This window comes from Streptomyces sp. WZ-12 (genome assembly GCF_028898845.1).
Lineage (GTDB): Bacteria > Actinomycetota > Actinomycetes > Streptomycetales > Streptomycetaceae > Streptomyces.
In genome coordinates this window covers 7,967,851-7,992,838 of record NZ_CP118574.1, presented here as the reverse complement: position 1 = coordinate 7,992,838, position 24,988 = coordinate 7,967,851, and the positions used below count along the sequence as shown (strand labels likewise).

The window sequence follows — 24,988 nt, the reverse complement described above, 5'->3', positions numbered from 1 at the left end:
TTCCGGCACCGCCCACCGCCCCCGACACCGCCGTCCCACTGCTCTTCAGCCGCCGGCTACCTTCCCGTTGCCCCGCATTCCCATGCTGCGCTGTAAGAGGCCGGGGCATATTCCCCGAAGGCCGCGGAAATCGGCCGCGAACACCGCCGCGCATTTCCGGACCGGGCCGGGACCCGCTCTTCCACCGCCTCCGCCTCGCCCCCGAAGCGCCGTCGAACGCCGCCGCGCGCCCTCACTCCTCGTGCACACCCCTCCGGCCCAGCAGCGCCCGCGTCGCCCGCCGCGGGCGAGTAGGACGGAGTCGACGGCTCGCGCGGAGGAATGGTGCGGAATGCAGATCGTGGTCGACCTCAACAGGTGCCAGGGGTACGCGCAGTGCGTGTTCCTGGCGCCGCGGGTGTTCGAGCTGCACGGCGAGGAGGCGCTGCTCTACCACCCGGCGCCCGATGCCCAGCAGCGGGAGCGGGTGCGCCGCGCGGCGGCCGCCTGCCCCGTCCAGGCCATCCTCGTCGGCGAACAGGCCGGCGCCGAGACCGACGAGGGGGCCGGGGCCGATGTCCGGTGAGCTGAAGGAGGGCCGGATCGTCATCGTCGGCGCGTCCCTGGCCGGACTGCGGGCGGCCGAGACGCTGCGGGCGGAGGGCTTCGCGGGCGAGCTGACCGTGATCGGGGACGAGCCGCACCCGCCCTACGACCGTCCACCGCTGTCGAAACAGGTGCTGCTGGGAAAGGTGCCAGCGGGCTCGGTCGGGCTGCCGGCCCGCCACCCGGTGAACGCCCGCTGGAAGCTGGGGGTCCGCGCCAGCGGACTGGACCCGGACACCAAGGACGTGCTGCTGGCCGACGGCGAACGGGTCCCCTACGACCGACTGCTGATCACCACCGGCACCCGGGCCCGACCCTGGCCGCACCCCGAAGAGGCCCGCCTGGACGGGGTGTTGACGGTGCGGACGATCGACGACGCGGGCCGCCTCGCCGAGCGACTGGACGCCGGGCCGCGCCGCGTGCTGGTCATCGGCGCCGGGTTCACCGGCTCGGAGATCGCCTCCGCCTGCCGGGAGCGCGGCCTGGAGGTGACGGTCGCCGAGCGCGGTCCGGCACCGCTGGTCGGCGCGCTCGGCGGGACGCTGGGCGCGTTCGCCGCCCGGTTGCAGCGGGCGCGCGGCGTCGATCTGCGCTGCGGGGTGACCGTCACCTCCCTCACCGGCAGCAACGGGAAGCTGACCGGCGCCGAGCTCTCCGACGGCAGCCGGATCGAGGCCGACGTCGCGGTGGTCGCCCTGGGTGCCGTCCGCAACACCGAGTGGCTGGCGGACACCGGACTGGCCGCCGGCCCGCGCGGCGTGGCCTGCGACGCCGGGTGTCGGGCCTTCACCATGTACGGCATCGTCACCGACGACGTCTTCGTGGCCGGGGACGTGGCCCGTTTTCCGCATCCGCTCTTCGACTACCAGATGTTGGCGCTGGAGCACTGGGGCAACGCGGTGGCACAGGCGGAGGTGGCCGCCCACAACATGGTCGCCCCCGGACCGAAGCGGCGCCCCCACCTGACCGTGCCGGCCTTCTGGTCCAGCCAGTTCGGCCTGAACATCAAGTCCGTCGGCGTGCCCACCTTCTCCGACCAGGTGACCCTCGCCCAGGGCTCGGTCGAGGACGGCCGGATGGTGGTGGCATACGGCTACCGCGGTCGCATCACCGCCGCGGTCAGCATCAACCGGTCCAAGTGGCTGGAGCACTACCAGCACCTGATCGAGACCGCGGCGCCGTTCCCCCCGGAGCCGGGCGCGGCCGACCGCCCCAAGTCCCCGATGGTCGTGCCCTCCGACGTGCCGGACCCCAAGGTGCTCTCGCACGGCCCGACCGTCGCCCTCACCGGCCATCTGCCGGACCGCCGCCTGGCCGTGGTGCGCCCGGCCGGCTGACCGACGGCCGACCGTCCCGCTATCCCCGCCTGCCCCGTCACGAGGAGAGCCCCGCGCATGTCCACGGAGAACCTGCTGGAGCGGATCAACGCCTACGCGAGCCGCCCCAACCCCTATCCGCTCTACGCCGAACTCCGCGAGCACGGCGTGGCGCGGCAGAACGACGGCAGCTATCTGGTCGGCACCTACCACGAGATCGCCGCGCTGCTGCACGATCCGCGCATCAGCTCCGACGTGCGTCACCGCACCGACCCGGAGGAGGCGTTGGCCAGGTCGGGCGACCTGCCGCCGTCCTTCATCGGCGTCGACGACCCCGAGCACGACCGGCTGCGCCGGTTGACGATGCGCCCCTTCGGCCCGCCGCACTCGCCGGGCCGGGTGGACGCGCTGCACGCCGACATCGCGGCGATCGCCCGGGAGTTGGTGGCGGGCCTGCGCGACCAAGATCGCATCGACATCGTAGACGACGTCGCCTATCCACTGCCGGTCACCGTCATCTGCCGGCTGCTGGGCGTCCCCCAGGAGGACATGCCCGAGATCCGCGGCTGGACCAACACCGTCATCGCCTCCCTGGACCGCTCCCCCGACGAGGACACCGCGGAGAAGCGGCGCGCCGGCATGGAGGCGCGGATGGCGATGGGGCAGTACCTGGGCGCGCTGGCCGAGCGGCGGCGGGCCGACCCGACCGACGACATGATCTCCGCCCTGGTGCACGACGAGGGCCCCCAAGGGCGGCTCACCCAGGCCGAGTTGATGACGACGTTGCCGCTGCTGACGATCGCCGGGCACGAGACGACGGTCAACCTCATCACCAACGGCATGCTCACGCTGCTGCGCCAGCCGGAGCAGTTGGCCCGGCTGCGCCGGGAGCCGGAACTGATGCCGTCGGCGGTGGAGGAGCTGCTGCGCTACGAACCGCCGGTCCAGATGCTGCCGCAGCGCACGCCGTTGACCGACATCGACGTGATGGGGGTGACCATCCCCAAGGGCGCGCCGCTGTACCTGATGTTGGCCTCCGGCAACCGGGACCCGCTGCGCTTCGAGGATCCGGACCACTTCGATCCGGACCGCCGGGACAACCAGCACTTCGGCTTCGGCAGCGGGGTCCACAACTGCTTCGGCGCGCCGCTGGCCCGGGTGGAGACCCAGGTCGCGCTGGCCGCGCTGCTACACCACCTGGTCGAGCCGCGCCTGGTCGAGGACCCGCCGCCGTACCGGCACAGCCCGATCCTGCGCGGGCCCCGGCACCTGCTGGTCACGCGGGATGCCGGGGCGGCCGCGGGGGGTTGAGCGCCGGTCAGGATCCGGTGTCCGCGGGCTCTCCGGCGGGCTTGCCGCCGGCCGGCTGCTCTTCGAGGGTGAGCGTCAACTGGCCGTCGCCGACGTCGGCGAGGACGGTGTCACCGGGGTTGAGGGTGCCGTCCAGGAGCATGTTGGAGAGCCGGTTGTCGAGTTCGTTCTGCAGCGTGCGGCGCAGCGGGCGGGCCCCGTATTCGGGCTGGTAGCCGCGGTTGGCCAGCCATTCCTTGGCGGCTTCGGTGACGTCCAGACTGACCTGTTGGGCGTGCAGTCGGCGCCGGCTGCGTTCCAGCAGCAGGTCGACGATCTTGATGAGGTCGTCGCGGGTCAGCGCGTGGAAGACGATGACCTCGTCGATGCGGTTGAGGAACTCCGGCCGGAAGTGCGCCTGGAGGTCCTTCATCAGGTCGTCGCGGATCGCGTCGACGGATCCGTGGTGGGCCAGGATCCGCTGCGAGGCGATGTTGCTGGTCATGATGATGACGGTGTTGCGGAAGTCGACGGTGCGGCCCTGGGCGTCGGTGAGCCGCCCGTCGTCGAGGACTTGGAGAAGCAGGTTGAAGACGTCCGGGTGGGCCTTCTCGACCTCGTCGAAGAGGACGACGCTGTAGGGCTTGCGGCGGACGGCCTCGGTGAGTTGCCCGGCCTCCTCGTAGCCGACGTATCCGGGTGGGGAGCCGACGAGCCGGGAGACGGTGTGCTTCTCCTGGAACTCGCTCATGTCGAAGCGGATCATCCGGTCCGGGTCGCCGAAGAGCAACTCCGCGAGGGCCTTGGCCAGTTCGGTCTTGCCGACGCCGGTGGGCCCGAGGAAGAGGAAGCTGCCGCTGGGCCGGTCCGGGTCGCTCATGCCGGCGCGGCTGCGGCGGACGGCCTGGGAGACCGCGGTGACCGCCTCGTCCTGGCCGATCACCCGCTCGTGCAGGGCGTCTTCGAGCTTCATCAGCCGGTCGCGTTCGGTCTCGGTGAGCTGGGCGACGGGGATGCCGGTGCGGGCGGAGAGCACCTCGGCGATGTCCTCGGCGGTGACGCTGGCGGCCTGTTCGCGCTCCTCGCCGATGTCGGCGAGCTCGCCCTCGGCCTGCCGGATGCGTTCCTTGAGCGCGGCGGCGCGTTCGTAGTCCTCGGTGCTGACTGCCTCGTCCTTCTCCCGGCGGAGCTTGGTCAGGCGGTCCTCGATCTGGGCGGCCGGGCCGGGGCCGTCGAGGCTGCGCAGCCCGACCCGGGCGCCGGCCTGATCCATGAGGTCGATGGCCTTGTCGGGCAGGAAGCGGTCGGTGAGGTAGCGGTCGGAGAGGGTGGCCGCGGCGTCCAACGCCTCGTCGGTGAACCGCACTTGGTGGTGCGCCTCGTAGGCGTCCCGCAGGCCGCGCAGGATCTCGACGGTCTCGTCGACGGTCGGCTCGGGCACCATGACCGGCTGGAAGCGGCGTTCGAGCGCGGCGTCCTTCTCGACGTGCTTGCGGTACTCGTCGATGGTGGTCGCCCCGACGACGCTCAAGTCCCCGCGGGCCAGGGCGGGTTTGAGGATGTTGCCGGCGTCCATGGCGCCCTCGCCGCCGCCTCCCGCCCCGACGACGGTGTGGAGTTCGTCGATGAAGAGGATGACGCCCTTGTCGGTGCCGGTGACCTCATCGATGACCTTCTTCAGCCGCTCCTCGAACTCGCCCCGGTACTTGGAGCCGGCGACCATACCGGCCAGGTCCAGGGAGACCACCCGTCGGTTCCGCAGCGCCTTGGGCACTTCCTCGGCGACGACGCGTTGGGCGAGTCCCTCGACGATCGCGGTCTTACCGACGCCGGGGTCGCCGATGAGGACGGGGTTGTTCTTCGTCCGGCGGGAGAGCACCTCGACGGTCTGCTCGATCTCCTCGGCCCGGCCGACCACCGGGTCCAGCCTTCCGCTGCGCGCCTCGTCGGTGAGGTCCCGGCCGTATGCGTCCAGGGTCGGGGTGTCGCCGTGGCCGCCCTGCGCGGGCTGCCGGTCGCCGCGGGCGGCGCCGTGTTCCCGCACGCTCTCGGGGCCGAGGGTCTGGGTGAGACCGGAGCGGGGGTCCTCCAGGAGCGCGGCGAGGATGTGCTCGGGGCCGATGTAGGAGGCGCCGGCGGCCTGCGAGCGGGCGTGCGCGGCGAGCAGTGCGCGCTTGGCGGCCGGGGTGAGCGCGGGCTCCCCGTTGCCGGTGCCGGAGGGCAGTTGTCGGGCGATGTCCTGGGCGAGTTGGTCGGGGTCGGCGTCGGCCTGCTCCAGGATGTGCCGGGCGGCCGGCACTTGGGTCGCGGCCCACAGCAGATGGCCGGTGTCGAGGTCGGCACCGTCCTCGGCGGCGCGTTTACCCGCCGTAGCCAGGAGTTCGTGCGCGGAGTCGCTGAGCAGGCGCCCGATGGGGACACGTTGGACGGCCGGCGGGGAGGCCGCCGGGCTCATGCCGAAGAAGCGGTTGAAGAGGTCGGAGAACGGGTCGCTGGACCCGAAAGGCGAAGTCGTCACCATGACCACCCGTCCGGCGGGCAGCGCCACGGTGGTGTGCTGCCGGCCGTAGTCGATTGCCCGTACCCGGACAATTCTTCGCCGGGCGGTCCGGGGCGGCGACCGGAGGCGGGGCCCACCGCGGCAAACAGGGGTGCCGCCCGCTCCGTCAGGACTGAAAGGGCGCCAAGTCGGCCCGCCTCCGCCGTCTTTCGGGCCCCGCTTGACCTTCACATCAATGTGAGGGTTCGACGATGCGGATCGAGGAAACCGCACCACCACGGACCCGAGGTGAGCCCCATGGACAACCAGCTCTACGACTACAGCCCGATCACCGAACGCGCCCCGATCTCCTGGCCCGGCGGCGCCCGGATCGCCTTCTACGTCGGGGTGAACATCGAGCACTACCAGGTCGACCGGCCCTCGACGAGCATCTTCCCCGGCACCACCGGGCTCACCCCGGACCCGCTCAACTACGGCTGGCGCGACTACGGCCCGCGGGTGGGCATCTGGCGGCTGATGGAGAGCCTGGACCGGCACGGCATCCGCGCCAGCGTGCTGCTCAACTCCGATGTCGGCGAACGCTATCCGCAGATCATCGAGGCCGGCCGGGCCCGCAACTGGACCTGGCTCGCGCACGGCAAGAACAACTCCGTCCTCCAGGCGGACATGACGCCCGACGAGGAGCGGGCCTATCTGGCCGAGGTGGTCGACACCATCGAGCGCACCACCGGCCACCGCCCGCGCGGCTGGCTCGGCCCGGCCCTCACCGAGACCTTCCGCACCCCCGAGCTCCTCGCCGAACTGGGCCTGTCCTACGTACTGGACTGGGCCAACGACGACCAGCCCTACCGCCTCAACGTCCCGGGCATGCTCAGCGTCCCGTACCCCATCGAGCTCAACGACATCAGCCTGTTCGTCGGCAAGAGCCTCAGCGGCCCCGACTTCGTGCAGATCGTCAAGGACCAGCTGGCGCAGCTCCACGCCGACGCGGCCGGCAGCGGCCGGGTGATGTCGCTGGCGCTGCACCCGTTCGTCATCGGCCAGCCGTTCCGTCACACGTACCTGGACCAGGCGCTGGAGCACATCGCCCAGCACCCCGGGGTGTGGCTGACCACCAGCGACGAGATCGCCGAGCACTACGCCCGGACCACCGCCGGGCAGCCGGCCTGACGGCGGCGCCCGGTACGCGGGCCACCAACCGCCGTACCGGGCACCACCCCAACGCCACGCACCACCGCGCTCGCCACTCTCCCCTCGCGCCCGATTGATTACATTTGCCCTATGTATCAGTCGGAGGACACTGCGTCGGCCCCCGCGACCGCGGTACTGACCGGGTTGGGGGCCTGGCTGCCGCCCGACGAGGTCACCAACGACGAGCTCTGCGCCCACCTGGACACCTCGGACGCCTGGATCCGCGAGCGGATCGGCATCGCCGTGCGCCGCCGCGCCGACCCGAAGACGGCCACCGGCGACCTCGCCACCGAGGCCGGCGCCCGCGCCCTGCGGTCCGCCGGCGTGACCGGAGCGGACGCGGTGGTGCTGGCCACCACCACGCCGGACCACCCGTGCCCGGCCACCGCGCCGGCCGTCGCCGCCCGGCTCGGGCTGGGCAACGTCGCCGCGTTCGACCTCGCCGCCGGCTGCTCCGGCTTCCTGTACGCCACGACCGTGGCGGCCGGACTGATCCGCTCCGGCACGGCCGGGCGGGTGCTGGTCATCGGCGCGGAGACGATGTCCGCCGTCATCGACCCCGAAGACCGCTCGACCGCGCCGATCTTCGGGGACGGCGCGGGCGCCGCCGTCCTGGAGGCCGGCCGCCCCGGGCAGGCCGGTTCCCTGGGCGAGGTGGTCTGGGGCAGCGACGGCGAACGCTCCGGGGCCATCGTGATCCCGGTCGGCGGCGCGCGGAACCGCGACGGCCGGGACAGCGCACCGAAGGCCGAACGCCACGTCACGATGCGCGGCAACGAGGTGCTCCGGCACGCCGTCCGCCGGATGACGGCCGCCGCCAACCAGGCTGCCGCGGAAGCGGGTTGGGCCCCGGAGGACATCGACCGGCTGATCGTCCACCAGGCCAACGCCCGGATCAGCGCCGCCGTCGCCGAGGCGCTGGGCGTCCCGCCGGAGCGGGTGCCGTCGAACATCGCGTCGGTGGGCAACACCGCCGCCGCCTCAATCCCCCTGCTCCTGACGGACGCCGCCGCCGACGGCGCCCTCCGCCCCGGCCACCGGGTGCTGCTGGTCGCCTTCGGCAGCGGCCTCGCCTGGGCCGCCACGACCCTGGTGTGGCCCGGCGGCCTCGAACCCGAGCGTTGACCGTGGCGCGCCCGCCCCACTTGGGGTACCGCCCCAACACCCCGTCCCCGTAAGGGAGTGACCACCATGTACGAGCAGTTGAAGGACCTCCTCATCACCCGCGCCGGACTGCCCGGCGAACCGCTCGTCCCGGAAGCGTCGTTGGCCGGCGCCGGCATCGATTCCATGGCCGTCACCGTGCTGTCCATGGCGCTGGAGGACGTCATGGGCCTGGTGATCGACGAGGACGAGCTGTCCGCGGCGCCGTCCGTCGCCGCGCTCGCCGAGCTCGTCGCCGAACGCGCCGCCGCCGCGTCCGTCCCGTCCCCGTAGCCGGGAGGCGCGGCATGGAAACCATGGAGGTCGAGGAACGCCTCATCCCCCTGACCCTGCGGGACATGACCTACGCATGCCGGATCCTCACCCCCCGGCGCCGTTACGGCACCGAACCGCTCGTCCTGATCGGCGGCGCCCTCCAGGACATGTACTCCTGGCCGCGCTTGGAGCGCCGGCTCACCGCCCACACCACGCTGATGCTGATGGACCTGCCGGGCACCGGAAACGCCGACGACCCGGCCGCCTCCGCCGGCATCGATGTCCTGGTCGAGGCCGCGCTGCACGCCATCGACCACCTCGGCGCGGACCGCGTCAACATCCTCGGCGCCTCCTACGGCACCCCCATCGCCTACCGCCTGGCCCAGTCGCACCCGGACCGCGTCGCCCGCCTGCTGCTCGCCGGGGCCGCCCCCCGGCTCGGGCCGCGGCTGACCGCGGTGGTCCGCCAGGGCCTCGAACTGGTGGAGACGACAGGCTCCCGACCTGCCGACGAAGCCGCCCGCCGCGACTACGCACGCAACGTCGTCGACCTCCTCGTCAACGGCGCCACCCGGCACGAGGTCGCCCAGGGCCCGGCCGCCGCCCGGCTCATGGAGCGCGAGTTGATGCGGGACTCCCAGAGCGCCGCGCTCCGCTACGCGACCTGCCATGAGCGCCTCTTGGACACCGACTTCTGCCCACCCGGCGGCATCTCCGGCGTCCCCGCGCTCGTCTTCACCGGCGAACACGACTGCACCAGCACCCCGGCGGAGAACGAGGCCGTCGCCGCCACCATCGAGGACTGCACCTTCCTCCTCCTCCGCGACGCCGACCACATGGCCCACCTGGAACGCGAGGCCGAATACGCCGACCTGGTCACCCGCTTCCTCCGCGACCAACCGGTACACGGGCTGCCGTATTGCGTGCCCGGCGGGGAGTTGCAGAGGCAGTAGAGCGGTTTTGCCGGGTGCTGCCCTCCGCCGGCCGTTACCGCGTGCGGCACCCCGGGCCGGACCGGTGGCGGGCCGGGCGCCGTCAGCCCTGCGGGTCGGGGGCGAGCAGGCCCGCCAGTACGCGGCGGACGACGCGCTCGAAGTGGGCCCCGCTGTCGGCGGCGTGGCCGGCGCCGTCGGGGAGCGCCCCGCCGGCCTGGCCGTTCGCCGCCCCGGTGCTCAACGCGCGGGCAAGCAGCGGGTGCGCGCCCCCTCGGGCGGCCGTGGCCAGGTAGGCGGCCTGTGCCGCCTGACGGCCCGTTGGGGAGCGGCGGGCGCGGAGTTCCACCCCGGACACCATCGCGACCAGGGCGTTCAGCACGCCCACCGCCTCCAGCTTGGCCGGCCCGGTCAGGCCCTCCACCGGTTCCAGCGCGCGCAGGGCGAACTCCAGGTAGTCCAGCCCCCGCGGCCCCGCCCGTAGGGCCTCCGGTGCCACCTCCAGCAGCCAGGGATGCCGCAGTTGGACCCGCTGCGTCCGGGCGGCGAGCGCCACCAGGTCCGTCATCGGGTCTCCCGTAAGCGCCACGCCGAGATCGATCTCCCCGGTGGCGGCGTCCACCATCAGGTCCACCAGGTCGTCCCGGCCAGCGACGTACCGGTAGAGCGAGGCGGGCCCGGTGCCCAGTTCCCGGGCGACCTGCCGAACGGAGACGGCGGCCAGTCCGCCCGCGTCGGCGAGCCCGATCGCGGCTTCGGTGAGCTGCTCGCGGCTCCGCTCGGGCGCGGGCCCCCGGGCACCCCGCGCGGGCCGCTCCCACACCAGCACCGTCTCCCCCGCATCCCCCTCCGGATCCCGCTTGCCGGCCAACTCGCCTCACCTGCCCCTTGGTTCATCCGTCCGGTCAGTGGTAAGCATAGCCCCATAACCGCGAACAACGTTCGCAGTATTTCGCCACAGCGGCACCGGACGGAAGGACCGCATACCGCCATGAACGGGAAACGAGACGACGCAATGCGGAACGAAGGGGCCCTCCAGGAGGGCGGGGAGGGCCCGGGCTCGACCACCTGGGGCGCGACCCGGTGGGCCACCAACGGGGAAGTCCGCCTGGCTTACGACCAGTTGACGCCCCGCCGCCCTGAAGGGGAGCCGCTGCTCCTGGTGACCGGACTGGGCGCCTCCAGGCGGTGGTTCCCCACCGGCCTGGCCGAGGTCCTGTCCGCCCGGGGCTTCGACCTCGCCCGGTACGACCAACGGGACGGGGGCGAGTCCACCCACCTACCGCCCACCGCCACCACCAACCCCCTCTCCTCCCTGCTCCGCAGGCGCGGCGACGCCTACACCGCCGAGGACATGACCGACGACGCCGTCGCCGTGCTGGACGCGCTGGGCTGGGACTCCGCGCACCTCTTCGGCATGTCGCTCGGCGGCGCGGTCGCCCAACGCATCGCGCTGCGCCATCCCCGACGCGTCCGCACGCTGACCTCCGTATCGGCCGTCCCCGGGGACACCGCCGGCCTGGCCACCCTGCGCCACGTCCGGCTCCGCACCCTCGCCAGGCTCAGCCGCATGCGGTACCCCAGCACCCCCGGTGGCCACATCGAGGCCGGCGTGGCACTCACCCGCCTCCTCGGCTCCCCCGCCCGCCCCTTCGACGAGCCGGCCGTCCGGGCCCGACTCGCCGATGCCCCCGACCCCGGCATCCACGACGCCCGCAGCCAGAGCCGCCAGATCGGCGCCCAGTGGCACGGCCCGACCATCGACCGCATCACCGCACCGACCCTCGTCCTGCACGGCCTGGACGATCCCCTCATCAAGCCGTCGGCGGGCCGTGCCGTCGCCGCCCGCATACCGGGTGCCCGCTTCGTCCCACTCCCCGAAACGGGCCACGAGTTGCCGGAACACGTGTGGCACGACATCGCCCACCACGTACGCCAACTCGCCGACGGCTGACGCCCAGCGCCCACGAGCTGCCGCCCCAACTGGTCGGCGCCCACCGCCAGTAGGGCTCCGGGGACGGTGGTTGCGCCGGACGCAGCAGCGCCGTTTGACGGGGCAGACGGGACCACCGACGTTGGGGGCGGGGTCGAACCGTCGGACGGCCGACGGGCAACCGGGAGAGGTGGGTCACGATCGTGCAGAGCACGCCGGCCGACGGTGCACCACGGCAGTTCACCCGCGAGAAGAAGGTCTACTTCCACCACTGCGACCCCGCCGGAGTCGTCTTCTTCGCGCAGTACCTGGTCTTCCTCAACGAGATCGTCCAGGAATGGTTCGAGGCCGGCCTGACCGTCGACTACCCCGAACTCCTCCTGGAGCGACGCATCGGCATGCCGACCGCCCGCGTCGAATGCGACTTCCTGGCGCCGAGCACCCTGGGCGACACCCTGCGCTTCACCCTGTCCGTGGAGCGGACCGGCAAGAGCTCGTGCCACCTCCTGCTGGTCGGCACGGGCCCGGACCCCACGGACGTTCGGGCGCGGATCAAGGCCGTCCTGGTGTGCACCTCCCTCGACTCCCACCGGGCCGTCCCCCTCCCCGACGACGTCCGCACCGCGCTCCAGGATTGGCCGGCAACGAAGCTGAGCATCTGACGGAGGGCACCACCTCCGCGGGATCGCACCGGCACGTGGCGGCCGTGCCGCCCCGTCGCCGACGCACCCTTGCGGGCAGCCACCGGGCGCTGTGGACTGCTCTGGTGACGACGACCCGCACCCTGTACGTGATCGCCTGCGCCGCCGCGCCGGCCCGCCACATCGACGTGCCCGTCCGCGCCGCCCAGGGTGCCGGCTGGGACGTCTGCGCGGTGCTGACGCCCGCCGCGTACCGGTGGGCGACCGAGGACGCCGACGGCGCGATCGAGGCCCTCGCCGACCTCACCGGGCACCCGGTCCGCCACCAGTACAAGCTGCCGAGCCAGCCGGACGTACTGCCGCCGCCGGACGCCCTGTTGGCCGCCCCGCTCACCTGCAACACCCTCAACAAGTGGGCCGCCGGGATCTCCGACACGTTGGCGCTCGGTCTGTTGACGGAGGCGATCGGGCTGCGCATCCCGACGGTGGCGCTGCCCTGTTGGAACGCCGCCCAGCACGCGCACCCGGCCACCGCCCGCAGCGTCGCCACCCTGAGGGGCGCCGGCATCACGGTGCTGCTCGGGGACGGCGGCTTCACACCGCACCCGCCGAAGGCGGGGAATCCCGACGCCTATCCCTGGCAAGCCGCCGTGGACGCGCTGCCCACCTAGCGCACCCCCGCACCCGACGTGTCCCGCTTCGCCCGCCCTGCCGCCCCCCCTCCCCGCCCGTCTGCACCTTGACGCCACCAACCGGGCGGGCATCCTCAGGGAAGCGTGCTCTACTGCCGCAGCACGACCCCCCACCCTTCCGCTGCACGAAGGAGACTGCGCACATGCCGCATCGCCGGACAACAGCCGACACTTCCCCCACTCCCCCAACTGCCGCACCGGACCGCCCGGCACCGAGCCGTAGGTGGGTACTGGCCGGACTGGCCGCAGCGGCCCCGGCGATCCTCACGGCCTGCGGCGGCCACAAGGAGGCCGCAGCCGCCATCAATCCGCACGGCCCCGGGAAGACCGCGCCCGGGGACTCCACCGTCATCATGATCATTCGGCACGGCGAGAAGCCCGACAAGCATCACCCCGGCATCGACGAGCACGGTCACGAGGACCACAAGTCGCTCACCCAACGCGGCTGGGACCGGGCCAACGGGCTGCCCAAGCTCTTCGACCCCCCGGCGGGGAAGCCCCTCCCGGCCGGCCTCCAGCGCCCGCGGACCCTCTACGCGGCCACCGACCAGGGCCCGAACGCCGGCGCCCACCGGATGCGACAGACCGTCACCCCGCTCGCCCACCACATGGGCCTCAAAGTCGACCTGGACTACGCGGAGTCCGAGGAGAGCAACCTCGCGAAGGCCGCCCTCGCCGCCACCGGCCCGGTCCTGATCTGCTGGGAGCACAGCCGCATCCCCGACATCGTCGACGCGCTCGGCGCCTCGGACACCGGCGTCCCGCACAAGTGGCCCGACCGCTTCGACCTGGTGTGGGTCTTCACCCACACCAAGGGTTCCTGGGCCTTCCGCCAGGTCAACCAACACCTGCTGCCCGGCGACGCCTGACGGCACACTCCGGAGCGCCGCTCACCGCTACCCCATACCAAGAGTTGGCGCTCCTCCACCGGTCAACCCACGGTGGGAGTCCACCTTTCCACCCACGCTCCGATGCCCGGCCACGCCACCGACTGGTGCAATGTCCTCAGAACGCCAGCCAGCAGGGATTGTTGAGGAGGCGATAACGGCAAGACAGCGAGGTCGTCCTCGCACACCGGGCACACGATCACGGGGAGCGCAGCATGTCGGACAAGGTGTCACACCCACTCTTCGCACGGCTCTATCCACGCATCAGCGCCTATGCGGACGCCCACGGTTCGCTCGAACACCGACGGGAGTTGCTCGCGGGCGCCCGGGGCAGAGCGGTCGAGATCGGTGCGGGGATCGGATCCAACTTCCGGCACTATCCGGCGGAGGTGGAGCGGGTCTTCGCGGTGGAGCCCGAGCCCAGACTGCGGAGCCTCGCCGCGCGGGCCGCGGCCACGGCGCGGATACCCATCGAGGTGCTGCCGGGTCGGGCGGAGCGACTGCCACTCGACGAGGCGAGCGTCGACGTGGCGGTGGCCTCACTCGTCCTGTGCACCATCGCGGACGTCCCCGCCGCGCTCGGCGAGGTCCTGCGGGTCCTGAAACCGACCGGTGAACTGCGCTTCTACGAGCACGTCCGGGCACAAGACCCTCGCGTCTACCGCCGGCAGCGGATGCTCAACCCGCTGTGGCGGCTGGTCGGAGGGGGATGCAACGTCACACGGGACACGGAAACCGCCATCCGGAGGGCGGGTTTCACGATCGAGACCGTGCGGCGGTTCGAGTTCCGCCCCGACAGCAAGGCGTATCCGGCATCCCCCTCGATCATCGGGACCGCACGCCCAAGCGACGCCCCCGACCGACGAACGCTGCCCCAACAGGGAGCGGCAGATGGGTAGTTGGCCTTGTCCCCCTCCGCCCTACCTGGCCGGCCAGGGACGCAAGCCGACTGCCTGGCCGGCCTCAGCACCCTGAAACAGCGGCGGGGGCAGACCGGGCAACGGGACGCGATCGACCTCGGCGTGCTCGATGCAGGGGTTGATTGCGGGCCCTCGGAACGGAGCCTCGACGCGGGCGCTCGACGCGGTGCTTGACTCGGGGGCTCGACGCAGGGGGTGGCATAGGGGTGACCTGAGGCGGAGGGGTGGGGCGGGGGCGGGAGGGGGAAGCCCCAGAGGCAGGCCCAGCGGTCAGCAGTCGGGGTCAGCGGTCAGCGGTCAGCGGTCAGCGGTCAGCGGTCAGCGGTCAGCGGTCAGCGGTCAGCGGTCAGCGGTCAGCGGTCAGCGGTCAGCGGTCAGCGGTCAGCGGAAGGCTCACGCCCCAACGCCCCGGCCCCAAGCCCCTCGCCGGCCTCACCCCAGTGCTCGGTCCAGGTTGAAGGCTGCGCTGATCAGGGCCAAGTGGGTAAAGGCTTGGGGGAAGTTGCCGATCTGTTCGCCGGTTTGGCCGATTTCTTCGGCGTAGAGGCCGAGGTGGTTGGCGTAGGTGAGCATCTTCTCGAAGGCGAGGCGGGCCTCGTCGATCCGGCCGGCGCGCGAGAGGGCCTCGACGTACCAGAACGAGCAGATGGAGAAGGTGCCTTCCTCGCCGCGGAGCCCGTCGGGACTGTTCCTGGGGTCGTAGCGGTAGACCAGGGAGTCGGAGACGAGTTCGTCGCCGAGGGCGTCCAGGGTGGAGAGCCACTTCGGGTCGGTCGGCGAGATGAACTTGGCGAGCGGCATCATCAGGACGGCGGCGTCCAGGACGTCGGCGCCTTCGTGTTGGACGAACGCCCGGCGTTCGGTGGACCAACCGCGCTGCATGATGCGCCGGTAGATGGCGTCGCGTTCCTGCCCCCAGCGGATCATGTCGGCGGGCAGGCCGCGGTGGCGGGCGATGCGCATGGCCCGTTCGATGGCCACCCAGCACATCAACTGCGAGTAGAGGAAGTTCTGGATCTTGCCGCGGGTCTCCCAGATCCCCTCGTCCGGCTGGTCCCAGTTGTCACACACCCAGTTGACGAGGTTGCAGACGGTGTCCCAGTGGTCGCTGGAGAGCGGCTGGCCCCACTTGTCGTAGAGGTAGAGGGAGTCGATCAGGGCGCCGTAGATGTCGAGTTGGAGCTGGTTGACGGCGTTGTTGCCGATGCGGACCGGGGCGGATCCCAAGTGGCCTTCCAGGTGCGGGAGTTCCAGTTCGGGGAGATCGCTGCGGCCGTCGATGCCGTACATGATCTGGAGCGGGCCGTGGGCGCAGTCCTTCAGGCAGATCTTCGAGGAGAGGAAGTGCACGAACGACTCCGCTTCGTCGGTGAAGCCGAGGCGGAGCAGGGCGTAGATGCAGAAGGCGGCGTCCCGGACCCAGGCGTAGCGGTAGTCCCAGTTGCGCTCGCCGCCGATCTGTTCGGGCAGGCTGGTGGTGGGGGCGGCGACGATGGCGCCGGTCGGTGCGTAGGTGAGGAGCTTGAGGGTGAGGGCGGAGCGGTGCACCATTTCCCGCCAGCGTCCGCGGTAGCGGGAGTGGGCGAGCCAGCCGCGCCAGTAGCGCACGGTGGCGCCGAAGAGTTGCTCGGCCTCCCGGACGGCGCAGAACCGGGGTTCGACGCCGTCGCCGATCCGGTCGAGCGCGAAGACGGCGGCCTCTCCCTCGGCGAGGGTGAACGAGGCGTGGGCATCCGATCCGTCGACCTCGACGGGGACGCTGGAGGTGAGCGCGAGGGAGAGTTCCGGTGAGTCGAAGACGGTCACGCCCTGGTGGTGGCTGCTGACGGTGTGCGTCTGCCGCCCGTAGTCGAAGCGGGGCGCCACGCGGACGTGGAACGGGAGGGAGCCGCGGACGCAGAGCACGCGTCGGATCAGCCGGTGCCGGTCGGCCTCGCGGGAGTCGCCGACGATGGGCATGAAGTCCTGTACTTCGGCGACGCCGTTGTCCGCGAAGAAGCGGGTGATGAGGATGTTGGTGTCGGGGAAGTAGAACTGCTTGGTGCGGGCCGGTACGTCGGGGGCGAGGGCGAAGGCCCCGCCGCGGTCGGCGTCGAGGAGCGCGGCGAAGACGCTGGGTGCGTCGAAGCGGGTGCAGCAGTACCAGTCGATGGTGCCGTTGGTGCCGACGAGGGCGGCGGTGCGCATGTCGCCGATCAGGCCGTGTTCGGCGATGGGGACATAGCGCGGGGCGTCGGCCCTGCTGGGGCGGAGGCTCGTGGTGGGTGTCGTCAGGAGCCCCGTGGGCGTCGTCATCTGACCTCCCCTGCGCTGGGGGAACGAGCAGGAGCAGTGGATTCAGGCTACCTCCGGGCGGGTCGGCGTGGCCCGTCCACGGCCGCCGCAGGTCCGTGGGCGGTGCGGAGCCATGGCCACGACGTAAGAGAGCCGCAAATTCCGTTGCTGGCCAGGACAGTACGAGTGGGCGAGGGCCTAGATTCGGTGCCGGCCGGGAGACGGCCGTGGACGGCGGACGCGCAGGTCGGCGGCGGTCCGTGGACCCCATGCCGATGCTGTCGAACCTGCGCGCCCTGGCTGTGTGCGCCTGGGTACCGGGACGGGCGTCTCCTGGCTCCTTCTTTCGTATCCGTCGCTCCAGAAAGCCTGCGCGCATGCCTGCTGCCCCGTCCCGCGTCCCCGCCCCCTCGCCGAAGGCTCCGGAGCACGCTGCGGGGGACGTCCCCGTGCGTGGCCCTGGTGCGTCGGGAGGTGGATCGGGTGGTCACCATCGAGGTCGGCGGCGACGGGCGTCGGCCGGGTTGTTCGATCCGCGGGTGTTGCTGACGGCGTTCCCGGAGGCGATGCGGAAGCTGCATCCGCGGGCACTGGCCAGGAACCCCGTGTTGTTCGTGGTGGCCTGTGGTTCGCTGCTGACGACCTTGTCCGCGGTGTTGTATCCGTCGGTGTTCAGCTGGGTGATCAGCGGGTGGCTGTGGCTGACGGTGGTGTTCGCGCAGCTCGCGGAGGCGGTCGCCGAGGGGCGGGGTCGGGCGCAGGCGGCGTCGCTGCGCCGGGCCCGGACGGATCTCATGGCGCGGCGGTTGCGGGACAACTGGCGGGTGGGGGTGCATCTGGAGAGTGCGGTCACCGAGGCGGTGCCGGCGTCGGATCTGCGGCCGTTCGACTTCGTGGTGATCGAGGCGGGCGAGGCGGTGCCGGCGGACGGTGAGGTGGTCGACGGGGTGGCCAGCGTCGACGAGTCGGCGGTGACCGGGGAGTCGGCGCCGGTGTTGCGGGCGGCGGGGGGTGACCGGTCCGGGGTGACGGGCGGTACGACGGTGTTGTCGGACCGGATCGTGGTGCGGGTGACCTCGCGGTCCGGGCATTCGTTCCTGGACCGGATGATCGCGCTGGTGGAGGGTGCGGCGCGGCAGCGGACGCCGAACGAGATCGCGCTGCACATCCTGTTGGCCGCGCTGACCATCGTGTTCATCCTGGTGGTGGTGACGCTGCAGCCGATGGCGTCGTATGCGGGGGCGGCGCAGCAGACGGCGGTGTTGGTGGCGCTGCTGGTCACGTTGATTCCGACGACGATCGGGGCGTTGTTGTCGGCGATCGGCATCGCGGGGATGGACCGGTTGGTGCAGCGGAACGTGGTGGCGATGTCGGGTCGTGCGGTGGAGGCAGCGGGGGATATCAACACCCTGTTGCTCGACAAGACCGGGACGATCACACTGGGTCACCGGGAGGCGGTGGCGTTCGTGCCGATGCCGGGCGCTGATGAGCTGGCGCTCGCGGATGCCGCGCAGTTGTCGTCGTTGGCGGACGAGACGCCGGAGGGGCGTTCGGTGGTGGCGCTGGCGCGGGAGAAGTACGGGTTGGAGGCGCCGACGGAGGGGGAGCTGGCGTTCGTCCGGTATGTGGCGTTCAGTGCGCGGACGCGGATGAGTGGGGTGGATCTGCGCTGGGCGGACGGTTCGGAAGCGGCGGGCGGGAGCGGGTCGGCTGGCCGGTATCCGGGCGAGGTGGTGATCCGCAAGGGGGCGTCCGCGCAGATCATCGAGTGGATGGGGCAGTTGGGGGGTGAAGTGCCCGCGGAGGCGCGGTTGTTCAGCGATGCGATCAGTGCCGCCGGGGGGACGCCGTTGCTGGTGGCGATGGAGGACCGGCGGGGGCCGCGGGTGTTGGGGGTGGTGCACTTGAAGGACGTGGTCAAGGAGGGCATTCGGGAGCGGTTCTCCGAGTTGCGGCGGATGGGCATCCGGACGGTGATGGTCACCGGTGACAATCCGTTGACGGCGCGGGCGATCGCGCAGGAGGCGGGGGTGGATGACTATCTGGCGGAGGCCACTCCGGAGGAGAAGCTGGGGTTGATCGTCCGGGAGCAGGCGGGCGGGCGGCTGGTGGCGATGACCGGTGACGGGACGAACGACGCGCCGGCGTTGGCACAGGCGGACGTCGGGGTGGCGATGAACACCGGCACCTCCGCCGCGAAGGAGGCCGGGAACATGGTGGATCTCGACTCCAACCCGACGAAGCTGATAGAGATCGTGGAGGTGGGCAAGCAACTGCTCATCACGCGCGGGGCGTTGACGACGTTCTCGATCACCAATGATGTGGCGAAGTACTTCGCGATCATTCCGGCGATGTTCGCGGGGGTGTATCCGGGGTTGTCGACGTTGAACGTGATGGAGTTGCACAGTCCGACGTCGGCGATCACGTCGGCGATCATCTTCAACGCGCTGGTGATCGTGGCGCTGATTCCGCTGGCGCTGCGCGGGGTGCGGTATCGGCCGGCGTCCGCGCACGACTTGCTGCGGCGGAACCTGGCGTTCTTCGGTCTGGGCGGTCTGGTGGCGCCGTTCCTCGGGATCAAGCTGATCGATCTGGTGATCTCGGGGATTCCGGGGCTGGGTTGAGGCACCGGGCCGGGTCAGCCGACGTGGACGCGGGGGCGTCGGCTGCGGTCCGGTTCGGCCTCGCGGAGCACTTCCCGGGTGACGGGGGCGACCTCGCCCTGGCCGAAGAGGAAGAAGCGCAGGAATTGGGCGAGAGGGTTGCCCTCGGTCCATTCGAAGTAGATGTGCGGGCGCCGTCCGGTGGTGTCGCGGATGTGCAGGAGGAGGGCGGCGAGGGCGTTGGAGACGGCGGCGCTCTCCAGGCTGAGGACGCGGTAACGGTCGTGCACGACATGGCCGTTGACGTGGAGTTCGCTCTCGAATTCGGAGGGGTCGCGGATGGTGACCTCGACGAAGATCAGGTCGTCTTCGGCGGGGATGTCGTTGTCGGCGCGGATCTGTTGGGCCTTGTTGCGGTATTCGGTGAGGTCGCCGCGGTGGGGTTCGTTGGCGATGAGGCGGATGCGGCGTTGGGCGATGTCGCGGACGAAGCGTTGGGCGGTGTCGTCCAGGAGGACGGCGGTGACGCGGAGTTCGAAGGCGCGGGCGAGGCGTGAGGTGAAGGAGAGCAGGATGATGCCGGCGATGAAGCAGGCGCCGATCTTCACGCCGTCGGGCCGTTCGATCACGTTGGTGATGGTGGTGTAGAGGAACACCACGGAGATCACGGCGAATCCGATGGTCCAACGGTTCTGTTGAGCGCGGTGGGCGGCGATGGTGACGGCGATCGCGGCGGAGCTGATGAGGACGAGGACGCCGGTGGCGTAGGCGCCGCCCTGGGCGTCGACATCAGCGTCGAAGAGCCAGGTGACCAGGAAGGCGACGGCGGTGAAGATCAGCACCATCGGGCGGACGGCGCGGGCCCAGTGGGGTGCCATGCCGTAGCGCGGGAGGTACTGCGGCATCAGGTTGAGCAGTCCGGCCATGGCGGAGGCGCCGGCGAACCAGAGGATGGCGATGGTGGAGACGTCGTAGACGGTGCCGAAGGCGGGGCCGAGGTAGACGTGCGCCAGGTAGGCCAGGGCGCGGCCGTTGGCCGGTCCGCCGGGGCGGAAGGCGGGGGCGGGGATGAGGAGGGTGGTGACGAAGCTGGTGATGATGAGGAAGATGCTCATGATGACGGCGGCGGTGGTCAGCAGCTTCTTGGCGCCCCGGATCCGTCCGGTGGGGCGGGCCTCGGTGTCGTCGGGGTCGCCCTCGATGTGCGGCATGACGGCGACGCCGGTCTCGAACCCGGAGAGGCCGAGGGCGAGTTTGGGGAAGACCAGGAGGGCCACCGCGATCATGGCCGGAATGCTGCCGTGCTGGACGGTCAGCAGATGGGTCCAGTCGGTGATGACGTGCTCGGCGGTGACGACGTGCCAGACACCGGTGACCGCGACGACGGCGTTGAGCACGAGGTAGATGCCGACGAGGACGACGGCCACACCGATCGCCTCCAGGAACCCCTTGAGGAAGACCGCGCCGAGCAGGGCGATGAGGACCAGCGTGACGATCATCTGGCGGCCTTGCAGGGCGCTGTGGACGTGGGGGTTCTCGACGAGGTGGGTGGCGGCGTCGGCGGCGGACAGGGTGATGGTGATGAGGAAGTCGGTGGCGGCGAAGCCCAGCAGGGTGAGGACGAACAGCTTGCCCTTCCAGAAGGACAGCAGGCGTTCGAGCATGGCGATGGAGCCCTGGCCGTGGGGGCTTTCGGTGGCGACCCGGCGGTAGACGGGGAGCGCGCCGGCGAGGGTGACGGCGACCAGGACGAGGGTGGCGATGGGCGAGAGGAGGCCGGCGGCGAGGGCGGCGATGCCCGGCTGGTAGCCGAGGGTGGAGAAGTAGTCGACGCCGGTCAGGCACATCACGCGCCACCAGCGCTGGCCCCGGTGGGCGGGTTCGGCGGGGGCGCGGTGCGCGGCGCCGATGTCGGCGAGGCCCTGGAGCATCCAGGCGCGCAGGCGTTGCCGCGCAGTGGTCGTGGCACCGGCAGGGACGGAGGCGGCCATCGTGTGCTCCTGTCGTACACCGAAAGGATCCGGCCATCGTTACGGCGGCGGGTTCAGCGTACGCATTCTCGGGGGCCGGGCCGTGGCGTTCGGAGACTGGCGGGGGTCGTGTCTCGGCGGTGACGGATGAGTTGGCCGGGGTTCAACGGCGTTGGTGCGGCGTCCCGTTGGAGGCGTGGGGGGTGTTCAAACGCCGCCCGGCCCAAGACCACCAATTCGGTGGAAAGCGCGGCCTCTTCGCCCCGCTGCGACGGGAGGTGCCTGAGGATCACTGGAGGGAGGGGTCCTGGCCGATCCGGATTCGGGAGGCGGAATGGCACGGTCATGGCTGCGGGGCGGGGCGGCGGCGTTCGCGGTGTTGGGGGCGGTGCTGATCGGGGTGCCGCCGGCGACCGCGACGGTGGCGGGGCGGGCGGCGCTGGAGACCCGCATCGTCGGCGGTAGGAACGCCGACGTGCGGGACGCGCCCTGGCAGGTGTCGGTGCGCACCCACGGCGGCCACGTCTGCGGCGGTTCGCTCATCCGCGCCGATGCGGTGGTGACGGCGGCGCACTGCGCGTCGGGGATGCCGGCGGACTCGCTGAGCGTCCGGGCGGGCAGCAGCGTGCGGGATACCGGCGGGCAGGTGGCGCGGGTCGCGCGGGTGCTCCGGCATCCGAAGTTCGACGCCGCGACGATCGACTACGACGTGGCGGTGCTGGAGTTGGCGTCGCCGCTGACGCTCGGGAACGAGGTCCGGGCCATCCCGTTGGCCACGGAGGGCAAGGAGCCCGCCGAGGGCACCCCGGCGACCGTCACCGGCTGGGGCGCCACGCGGGACGGCGGCGCACTGCCCGAGCACCTGCGGCGGGTCGATGTGCCCAAGCTGTCCGACGCGTACTGCAAGGGGGCCTACGGGCCGTCCGCGATCACGCCGCGGATGACCTGCTACGGCTATGCCGCGGGCCGCAAGGACGCGTGCCAAGGGGACAGCGGCGGGCCGTTGGTGGTGGACGGGCGCTTGGCGGGGATCGCGTCCTGGGGGACGGGGTGTGCCGCGGTGGGGCATCCGGGGGTCTACACCAAGGTCAGCGATCCGGCGATCCACGCCTATATCGCGGGCTCCTAGCGCGGGCTGGGCGCCTATGCTGACGCGATGTTCGCTCCCGAGGGTCCCACGTTGCGTGAGCTCGCCGTGCAGGCGCTGTCGTCGGTGGAGCGGGGCTACGACCTGCTCGCCCCGAAGTTCGACCGCACGCCGTTCCGGACGCCGGATGCGGTGTTGCGGCCGGTGCTAAGGGAGTTGCAGGGGTTGGGGCCGTTCGCCAACGGGCTGGACCTGTGCTGCGGCACGGGCGCGGGCATGGCGGTGCTGGCGCAGGTGTGCCGGAAGCGGGTGACCGGCGTCGACGTCAGTGCGGGGATGTTGGCGGTAGGGCGGGCCCGTGGGCCGGAGGACGGGCGGGCGGCGGACGCGGTCGGTGGGGGCGGGCCGCGGTGGGACTGGGTGCGGGCCGATGCCCGGGCACTGCCGTTCGGGCCGGTCTTCGATGTCGTGGTGAGCTTCGGGGCGTTCGGGCACTTCCTGCCGCGCGAGCGGCCGGGGCTGTTCGGGCAGGTGGCCGGGGTGTTGCGACCCGGTGGGCGGTTCGTGTTCCCGGTGATGGCACCGACCCGGCCGGGGTCGCCGGCGTACTGGGCGCTGTTGGGTTTCGACGCGGCGATGCGGGTGCGCAATGCCCTGTGGCGGCCGCAGTTCGTGATGTACTACCGCGGCTTCCGGCTCTCGCAGGTGCGGGCGGAGCTGGCGCGGGCCGGGTTCGCGGTGGAGTGGCGGGCGTTGCCTGAGTTGGGGCGGCGCGCGGACGGCAGCCCCCGCGGGCGGCTGATGGTCGCGACGCGCCTGGATGCGTCGGCGGGCTGAACGATCCGGGACGAACCCGACGTCCGCAGGCCCATTTGTGACCGTTGCGTGCCGCAACGTTCGCCAACTCCCGTGCTGGGTAGGCTCGTTCGCATGCCGCACCACGACGCCCCGCCGTTGCCGGCGTTCGCCATCCATGAACCACGCCACCCGGTCACGTCTGTGTCGTTGAGCCCTTCGTGATTCCCTATCCGGACCCCGTGACCACCGGTGCGGTCACCTGTGACCTGTGCCATTACCGACGTCCCGCCGCCGGCGCGCCCCCCGTTGCGGTGCGGCCACCGGACGGCCCGCAGCGGCAGGTGCGGCTGTGCGCGCCGTGCCGCGAGGACCGTCCGGGCCGCCGGCGTCGCGAGCTGATCGAGGAGGACTTCAGCTGGCAGGCGATGTCCCGCCAGGCCCACGATCTCGCGGACGCCTACGCCGCCGGCCGGTGGCTGCCCTACGAGGACGAGCACCGCTGGGCGTTGGGCCTGGCCCGGACGTACTGGACCCGGCCCGCGTTGGAGGCCGCGCTGCGCGACCCCAATCCGTACCTCCGGGCCGGGCGCCTGGTCCGCGTGGTGGAGCCGCTCCCCCGCATCCTCGCCGTCGTCGGCCCCGGTGACCGCTCCCTGCGGCCGGTCCAGGCACTGCTGGACACCCTCGCGGTGTGGTCCACGCGGTCCTGACGCGCTGCCTGGCCGCGCGGCGCGGACCGCGGTCCCGGCGCCCGCACCGGCCGGGGCGAAGACGCCTCCGCCATGCGGCGGACCGGTCCCCGGACGTGGGTGCGCCGCGCGCCGGCCCCCGCACCGGCTTGCGACGATGGGCCGCCTCGTCCCGGCCGTCCCCCACCGTACGGAGCCGCCATGTCCGCCAGCACCGCTCTGCTCGCCGACGCCTTCGGTCGGATCCGCGAGGTCGTCGAGGAGGTGGTCGACGGGCTGGGGCCCGAGGAGCTCGGCAGCCGTCCCGACGGGCGGGGCAACTCCATCGCCTGGCTGGTCTGGCACCTCACGCGGGTGCAGGACGACCACGTCGCGGGGGCCGCCGGCACCGAGCAGCTCTGGACCGCCGACGAGTGGTGCCCGGCGTTCGGGCTGCCGTTCGCCGAGGACGACATCGGCTACGGGCACTCCAGCCGGGACGTGGCGAAGGTGCGGGGGCTGACCGCCGAACTGCTGACGGGCTATCACGCGGCGGTGCACGACGGCACGGTGCGCTTCCTGCGCCGGCTCGCGGTGAAGGACCTCGACCGGATCGTCGACCGGGGCTGGACCCCACCGGTCACCCTGGGTGTCCGACTGGTGAGCGTGCTCGCGGACGATCTCCAACACGCCGGTCAGGCGGCCTATGTGCGGGGGCTGTTGGGGAGGTGAGCCCGGACCGCGGGCGACCCCGCGGTCCGGGTCCGGTCACTGCCGGGGCGGCAGGCGGTGCAGCACCACGTCGGTCAGCCGGCCGTCGGCGACCAGCGCGGTCAGGTAGGTGCAGTGCGGCTGGCGTCGACGGTCCGTCGGCGAACCGGGGTTGAGCAGCCGCAGGCCGGTGTCCGCCGTGCTGTCCCAGGGGATGTGGCTGTGCCCGAAGACCAGCACGTCGAGGTCCGGGAAGCGGTCGGCGCAGCGGCGCTCCCGGCCCCGGGCGGGGCCGGTCTCGTGCACCACGCCCAGCCGCAGCCCGTCCAGTTCGGCGCGGGCCACCTCCGGCAGGCGGGCCCGCACGGCCGGGCCGTCGTTGTTGCCGTACACCGCGACCAGACGGCGGGCGCGGGCCCGGAGCAGGTCCACGGTGGCGACGTCGGTCCAGTCACCGGCGTGCACCACGACGTCGGCGCGCGCCACCGCGTCGAGCAGGTGCGGCGGAACGGCCTTGGCGCGCCGGGGCACATGGGTGTCCGAGGTGAGAAGCAGGTGCAGCGGCACCGGG

General features: G+C 72.0%; 22 protein-coding genes. 17 read left to right on the top strand and 5 right to left on the bottom strand.

The window, feature by feature from the left end; all coding sequences use genetic code 11:
- The first annotated feature begins 331 nt into the window (after positions 1 to 331).
- The 3 genes from PV796_RS35005 to PV796_RS34995 are packed head-to-tail and all read left to right on the top strand — an operon-like array spanning position 332 to position 3,212.
- Positions 332 to 565, top strand: a complete 234-nt coding sequence (locus tag PV796_RS35005; protein WP_274917760.1) for a ferredoxin — start codon at positions 332 to 334, stop codon at positions 563 to 565.
- Positions 555 to 1,922, top strand: a complete 1,368-nt coding sequence (locus PV796_RS35000; protein WP_274917759.1) for an NAD(P)/FAD-dependent oxidoreductase — start codon at positions 555 to 557, stop codon at positions 1,920 to 1,922. The genes PV796_RS35005 and PV796_RS35000 overlap by 11 nt, the downstream gene beginning before the upstream one ends.
- A 57-nt stretch (positions 1,923 to 1,979) precedes the next feature.
- Positions 1,980 to 3,212, top strand: a complete 1,233-nt coding sequence (locus PV796_RS34995) for a cytochrome P450 (protein ID WP_274917758.1) — start codon at positions 1,980 to 1,982, stop codon at positions 3,210 to 3,212.
- Between the two features lie 7 nt (positions 3,213 to 3,219).
- Here PV796_RS34995 and PV796_RS34990 read toward each other — a convergent pair whose 3' ends face one another.
- The gene (locus PV796_RS34990; protein ID WP_342456974.1) at positions 3,220 to 5,712 is read right to left on the bottom strand and encodes an ATP-dependent Clp protease ATP-binding subunit; all 2,493 of its coding nucleotides are present in this window, start codon (positions 5,710 to 5,712) and stop codon (positions 3,220 to 3,222) included.
- Positions 5,713 to 5,988: 276 nt separating this feature from the next.
- Between PV796_RS34990 and PV796_RS34985 the strand changes: the two genes are divergently transcribed.
- The 4 genes from PV796_RS34985 (at position 5,989) to PV796_RS34970 (ending at position 9,254) form a co-directional block, all read left to right on the top strand.
- The gene (locus tag PV796_RS34985) at positions 5,989 to 6,861 is read left to right on the top strand and encodes a polysaccharide deacetylase family protein (RefSeq protein ID WP_274917756.1); all 873 of its coding nucleotides are present in this window, start codon (positions 5,989 to 5,991) and stop codon (positions 6,859 to 6,861) included.
- Between the two features lie 111 nt (positions 6,862 to 6,972).
- Positions 6,973 to 8,007, top strand: coding sequence for a beta-ketoacyl-ACP synthase III (locus PV796_RS34980; protein ID WP_274917755.1), 1,035 nt, complete (start codon positions 6,973 to 6,975; stop codon positions 8,005 to 8,007).
- A gap of 66 nt (positions 8,008 to 8,073) precedes the next feature.
- Positions 8,074 to 8,319: an acyl carrier protein gene (locus PV796_RS34975; protein WP_274917754.1), complete on the top strand. Its 246-nt coding sequence runs from the start codon at positions 8,074 to 8,076 to the stop codon at positions 8,317 to 8,319.
- A 14-nt stretch (positions 8,320 to 8,333) separates the two neighbouring features.
- A complete protein-coding gene (locus PV796_RS34970; RefSeq protein WP_274917753.1) occupies positions 8,334 to 9,254 on the top strand; it encodes an alpha/beta fold hydrolase in 921 nt (306 codons plus the stop codon).
- 82 nt (positions 9,255 to 9,336) lie between these two features.
- Here PV796_RS34970 and PV796_RS34965 read toward each other — a convergent pair whose 3' ends face one another.
- Positions 9,337 to 10,104 (bottom strand): TetR/AcrR family transcriptional regulator, encoded by a 768-nt coding sequence (locus PV796_RS34965; RefSeq protein WP_274917752.1) that lies wholly within the window; start codon positions 10,102 to 10,104, stop codon positions 9,337 to 9,339.
- A 144-nt stretch (positions 10,105 to 10,248) separates the two neighbouring features.
- On the opposite strand from PV796_RS34965, the gene PV796_RS34960 reads away from it, so the two are divergent.
- The 5 genes from PV796_RS34960 to PV796_RS34940 all read left to right on the top strand — a co-directional run bounded on the left by PV796_RS34960 (position 10,249) and on the right by PV796_RS34940 (position 14,285).
- Positions 10,249 to 11,187: an alpha/beta fold hydrolase gene (locus PV796_RS34960; protein ID WP_274917751.1), complete on the top strand. Its 939-nt coding sequence runs from the start codon at positions 10,249 to 10,251 to the stop codon at positions 11,185 to 11,187.
- Between the two features lie 182 nt (positions 11,188 to 11,369).
- The gene (locus PV796_RS34955) at positions 11,370 to 11,828 is read left to right on the top strand and encodes an acyl-CoA thioesterase (protein WP_274917750.1); all 459 of its coding nucleotides are present in this window, start codon (positions 11,370 to 11,372) and stop codon (positions 11,826 to 11,828) included.
- A gap of 104 nt (positions 11,829 to 11,932) precedes the next feature.
- Positions 11,933 to 12,478, top strand: coding sequence for a flavoprotein (locus PV796_RS34950; protein ID WP_274917749.1), 546 nt, complete (start codon positions 11,933 to 11,935; stop codon positions 12,476 to 12,478).
- A gap of 164 nt (positions 12,479 to 12,642) precedes the next feature.
- On the top strand, positions 12,643 to 13,368 hold the full coding sequence (locus PV796_RS34945; RefSeq protein WP_274917748.1) for a hypothetical protein: 726 nt from the start codon (positions 12,643 to 12,645) through the stop codon (positions 13,366 to 13,368).
- Between the two features lie 233 nt (positions 13,369 to 13,601).
- Positions 13,602 to 14,285: a class I SAM-dependent methyltransferase gene (locus PV796_RS34940; RefSeq protein ID WP_274917747.1), complete on the top strand. Its 684-nt coding sequence runs from the start codon at positions 13,602 to 13,604 to the stop codon at positions 14,283 to 14,285.
- A gap of 453 nt (positions 14,286 to 14,738) precedes the next feature.
- On the opposite strand, the gene PV796_RS34935 is transcribed toward PV796_RS34940, so the two are convergent.
- A complete protein-coding gene (locus PV796_RS34935; RefSeq protein WP_274917746.1) occupies positions 14,739 to 16,601 on the bottom strand; it encodes a glycoside hydrolase family 15 protein in 1,863 nt (620 codons plus the stop codon).
- Positions 16,602 to 16,957: 356 nt separating this feature from the next.
- Between PV796_RS34935 and kdpB the strand changes: the two genes are divergently transcribed.
- Entirely contained in the window at positions 16,958 to 19,204 is a 2,247-nt protein-coding gene (kdpB, locus tag PV796_RS34930; protein ID WP_274917745.1) for a potassium-transporting ATPase subunit KdpB, read from the top strand.
- Between the two features lie 14 nt (positions 19,205 to 19,218).
- Here the strand turns inward: kdpB and PV796_RS34925 are convergent, their stop codons facing one another.
- Entirely contained in the window at positions 19,219 to 21,174 is a 1,956-nt protein-coding gene (locus PV796_RS34925; RefSeq protein WP_274917744.1) for an amino acid transporter, read from the bottom strand.
- A gap of 313 nt (positions 21,175 to 21,487) precedes the next feature.
- On the opposite strand from PV796_RS34925, the gene PV796_RS34920 reads away from it, so the two are divergent.
- The 4 genes from PV796_RS34920 to PV796_RS34905 all read left to right on the top strand — a co-directional run bounded on the left by PV796_RS34920 (position 21,488) and on the right by PV796_RS34905 (position 24,438).
- Complete coding sequence (locus PV796_RS34920; protein ID WP_274917743.1) at positions 21,488 to 22,282, top strand: serine protease; 795 nt, start codon at positions 21,488 to 21,490, stop codon at positions 22,280 to 22,282.
- A gap of 27 nt (positions 22,283 to 22,309) precedes the next feature.
- Positions 22,310 to 23,077 (top strand): class I SAM-dependent methyltransferase, encoded by a 768-nt coding sequence (locus PV796_RS34915; protein ID WP_274917742.1) that lies wholly within the window; start codon positions 22,310 to 22,312, stop codon positions 23,075 to 23,077.
- A gap of 200 nt (positions 23,078 to 23,277) precedes the next feature.
- The gene (locus tag PV796_RS34910; protein ID WP_274917741.1) at positions 23,278 to 23,748 is read left to right on the top strand and encodes a hypothetical protein; all 471 of its coding nucleotides are present in this window, start codon (positions 23,278 to 23,280) and stop codon (positions 23,746 to 23,748) included.
- Between the two features lie 180 nt (positions 23,749 to 23,928).
- A complete protein-coding gene (locus PV796_RS34905) occupies positions 23,929 to 24,438 on the top strand; it encodes a mycothiol transferase (RefSeq protein WP_274917740.1) in 510 nt (169 codons plus the stop codon).
- 36 nt (positions 24,439 to 24,474) lie between these two features.
- Here the strand turns inward: PV796_RS34905 and PV796_RS34900 are convergent, their stop codons facing one another.
- Positions 24,475 to 24,978, bottom strand: coding sequence for a metallophosphoesterase family protein (locus PV796_RS34900; RefSeq protein WP_274919354.1), 504 nt, complete (start codon positions 24,976 to 24,978; stop codon positions 24,475 to 24,477).
- Positions 24,979 to 24,988 lie beyond the last annotated feature (10 nt).

Bases quoted from the DNA above. Each gene is read 5' to 3' on its own strand.
- PV796_RS35005 (WP_274917760.1), top strand. From the start codon at position 332: ATGCAGATCGTGGTCGACCTCAACAGGTGCCAGGGGTACGCGCAGTGC.
- PV796_RS35000 (WP_274917759.1), top strand. From the start codon at position 555: ATGTCCGGTGAGCTGAAGGAGGGCCGGATCGTCATCGTCGGCGCGTCC.
- PV796_RS34995 (WP_274917758.1), top strand. From the start codon at position 1,980: ATGTCCACGGAGAACCTGCTGGAGCGGATCAACGCCTACGCGAGCCGC.
- PV796_RS34990 (WP_342456974.1), bottom strand. From the start codon at position 5,712: ATGGTGACGACTTCGCCTTTCGGGTCCAGCGACCCGTTCTCCGACCTC.
- PV796_RS34985 (WP_274917756.1), top strand. From the start codon at position 5,989: ATGGACAACCAGCTCTACGACTACAGCCCGATCACCGAACGCGCCCCG.
- PV796_RS34980 (WP_274917755.1), top strand. From the start codon at position 6,973: ATGTATCAGTCGGAGGACACTGCGTCGGCCCCCGCGACCGCGGTACTG.
- PV796_RS34975 (WP_274917754.1), top strand. From the start codon at position 8,074: ATGTACGAGCAGTTGAAGGACCTCCTCATCACCCGCGCCGGACTGCCC.
- PV796_RS34970 (WP_274917753.1), top strand. From the start codon at position 8,334: ATGGAAACCATGGAGGTCGAGGAACGCCTCATCCCCCTGACCCTGCGG.
- PV796_RS34960 (WP_274917751.1), top strand. From the start codon at position 10,249: ATGCGGAACGAAGGGGCCCTCCAGGAGGGCGGGGAGGGCCCGGGCTCG.
- PV796_RS34945 (WP_274917748.1), top strand. From the start codon at position 12,643: ATGCCGCATCGCCGGACAACAGCCGACACTTCCCCCACTCCCCCAACT.
- PV796_RS34940 (WP_274917747.1), top strand. From the start codon at position 13,602: ATGTCGGACAAGGTGTCACACCCACTCTTCGCACGGCTCTATCCACGC.
- PV796_RS34935 (WP_274917746.1), bottom strand. From the start codon at position 16,601: ATGACGACGCCCACGGGGCTCCTGACGACACCCACCACGAGCCTCCGC.
- kdpB (WP_274917745.1), top strand. From the start codon at position 16,958: ATGCCTGCTGCCCCGTCCCGCGTCCCCGCCCCCTCGCCGAAGGCTCCG.
- PV796_RS34925 (WP_274917744.1), bottom strand. From the start codon at position 21,174: ATGGCCGCCTCCGTCCCTGCCGGTGCCACGACCACTGCGCGGCAACGC.
- PV796_RS34920 (WP_274917743.1), top strand. From the start codon at position 21,488: ATGGCACGGTCATGGCTGCGGGGCGGGGCGGCGGCGTTCGCGGTGTTG.
- PV796_RS34915 (WP_274917742.1), top strand. From the start codon at position 22,310: ATGTTCGCTCCCGAGGGTCCCACGTTGCGTGAGCTCGCCGTGCAGGCG.
- PV796_RS34905 (WP_274917740.1), top strand. From the start codon at position 23,929: ATGTCCGCCAGCACCGCTCTGCTCGCCGACGCCTTCGGTCGGATCCGC.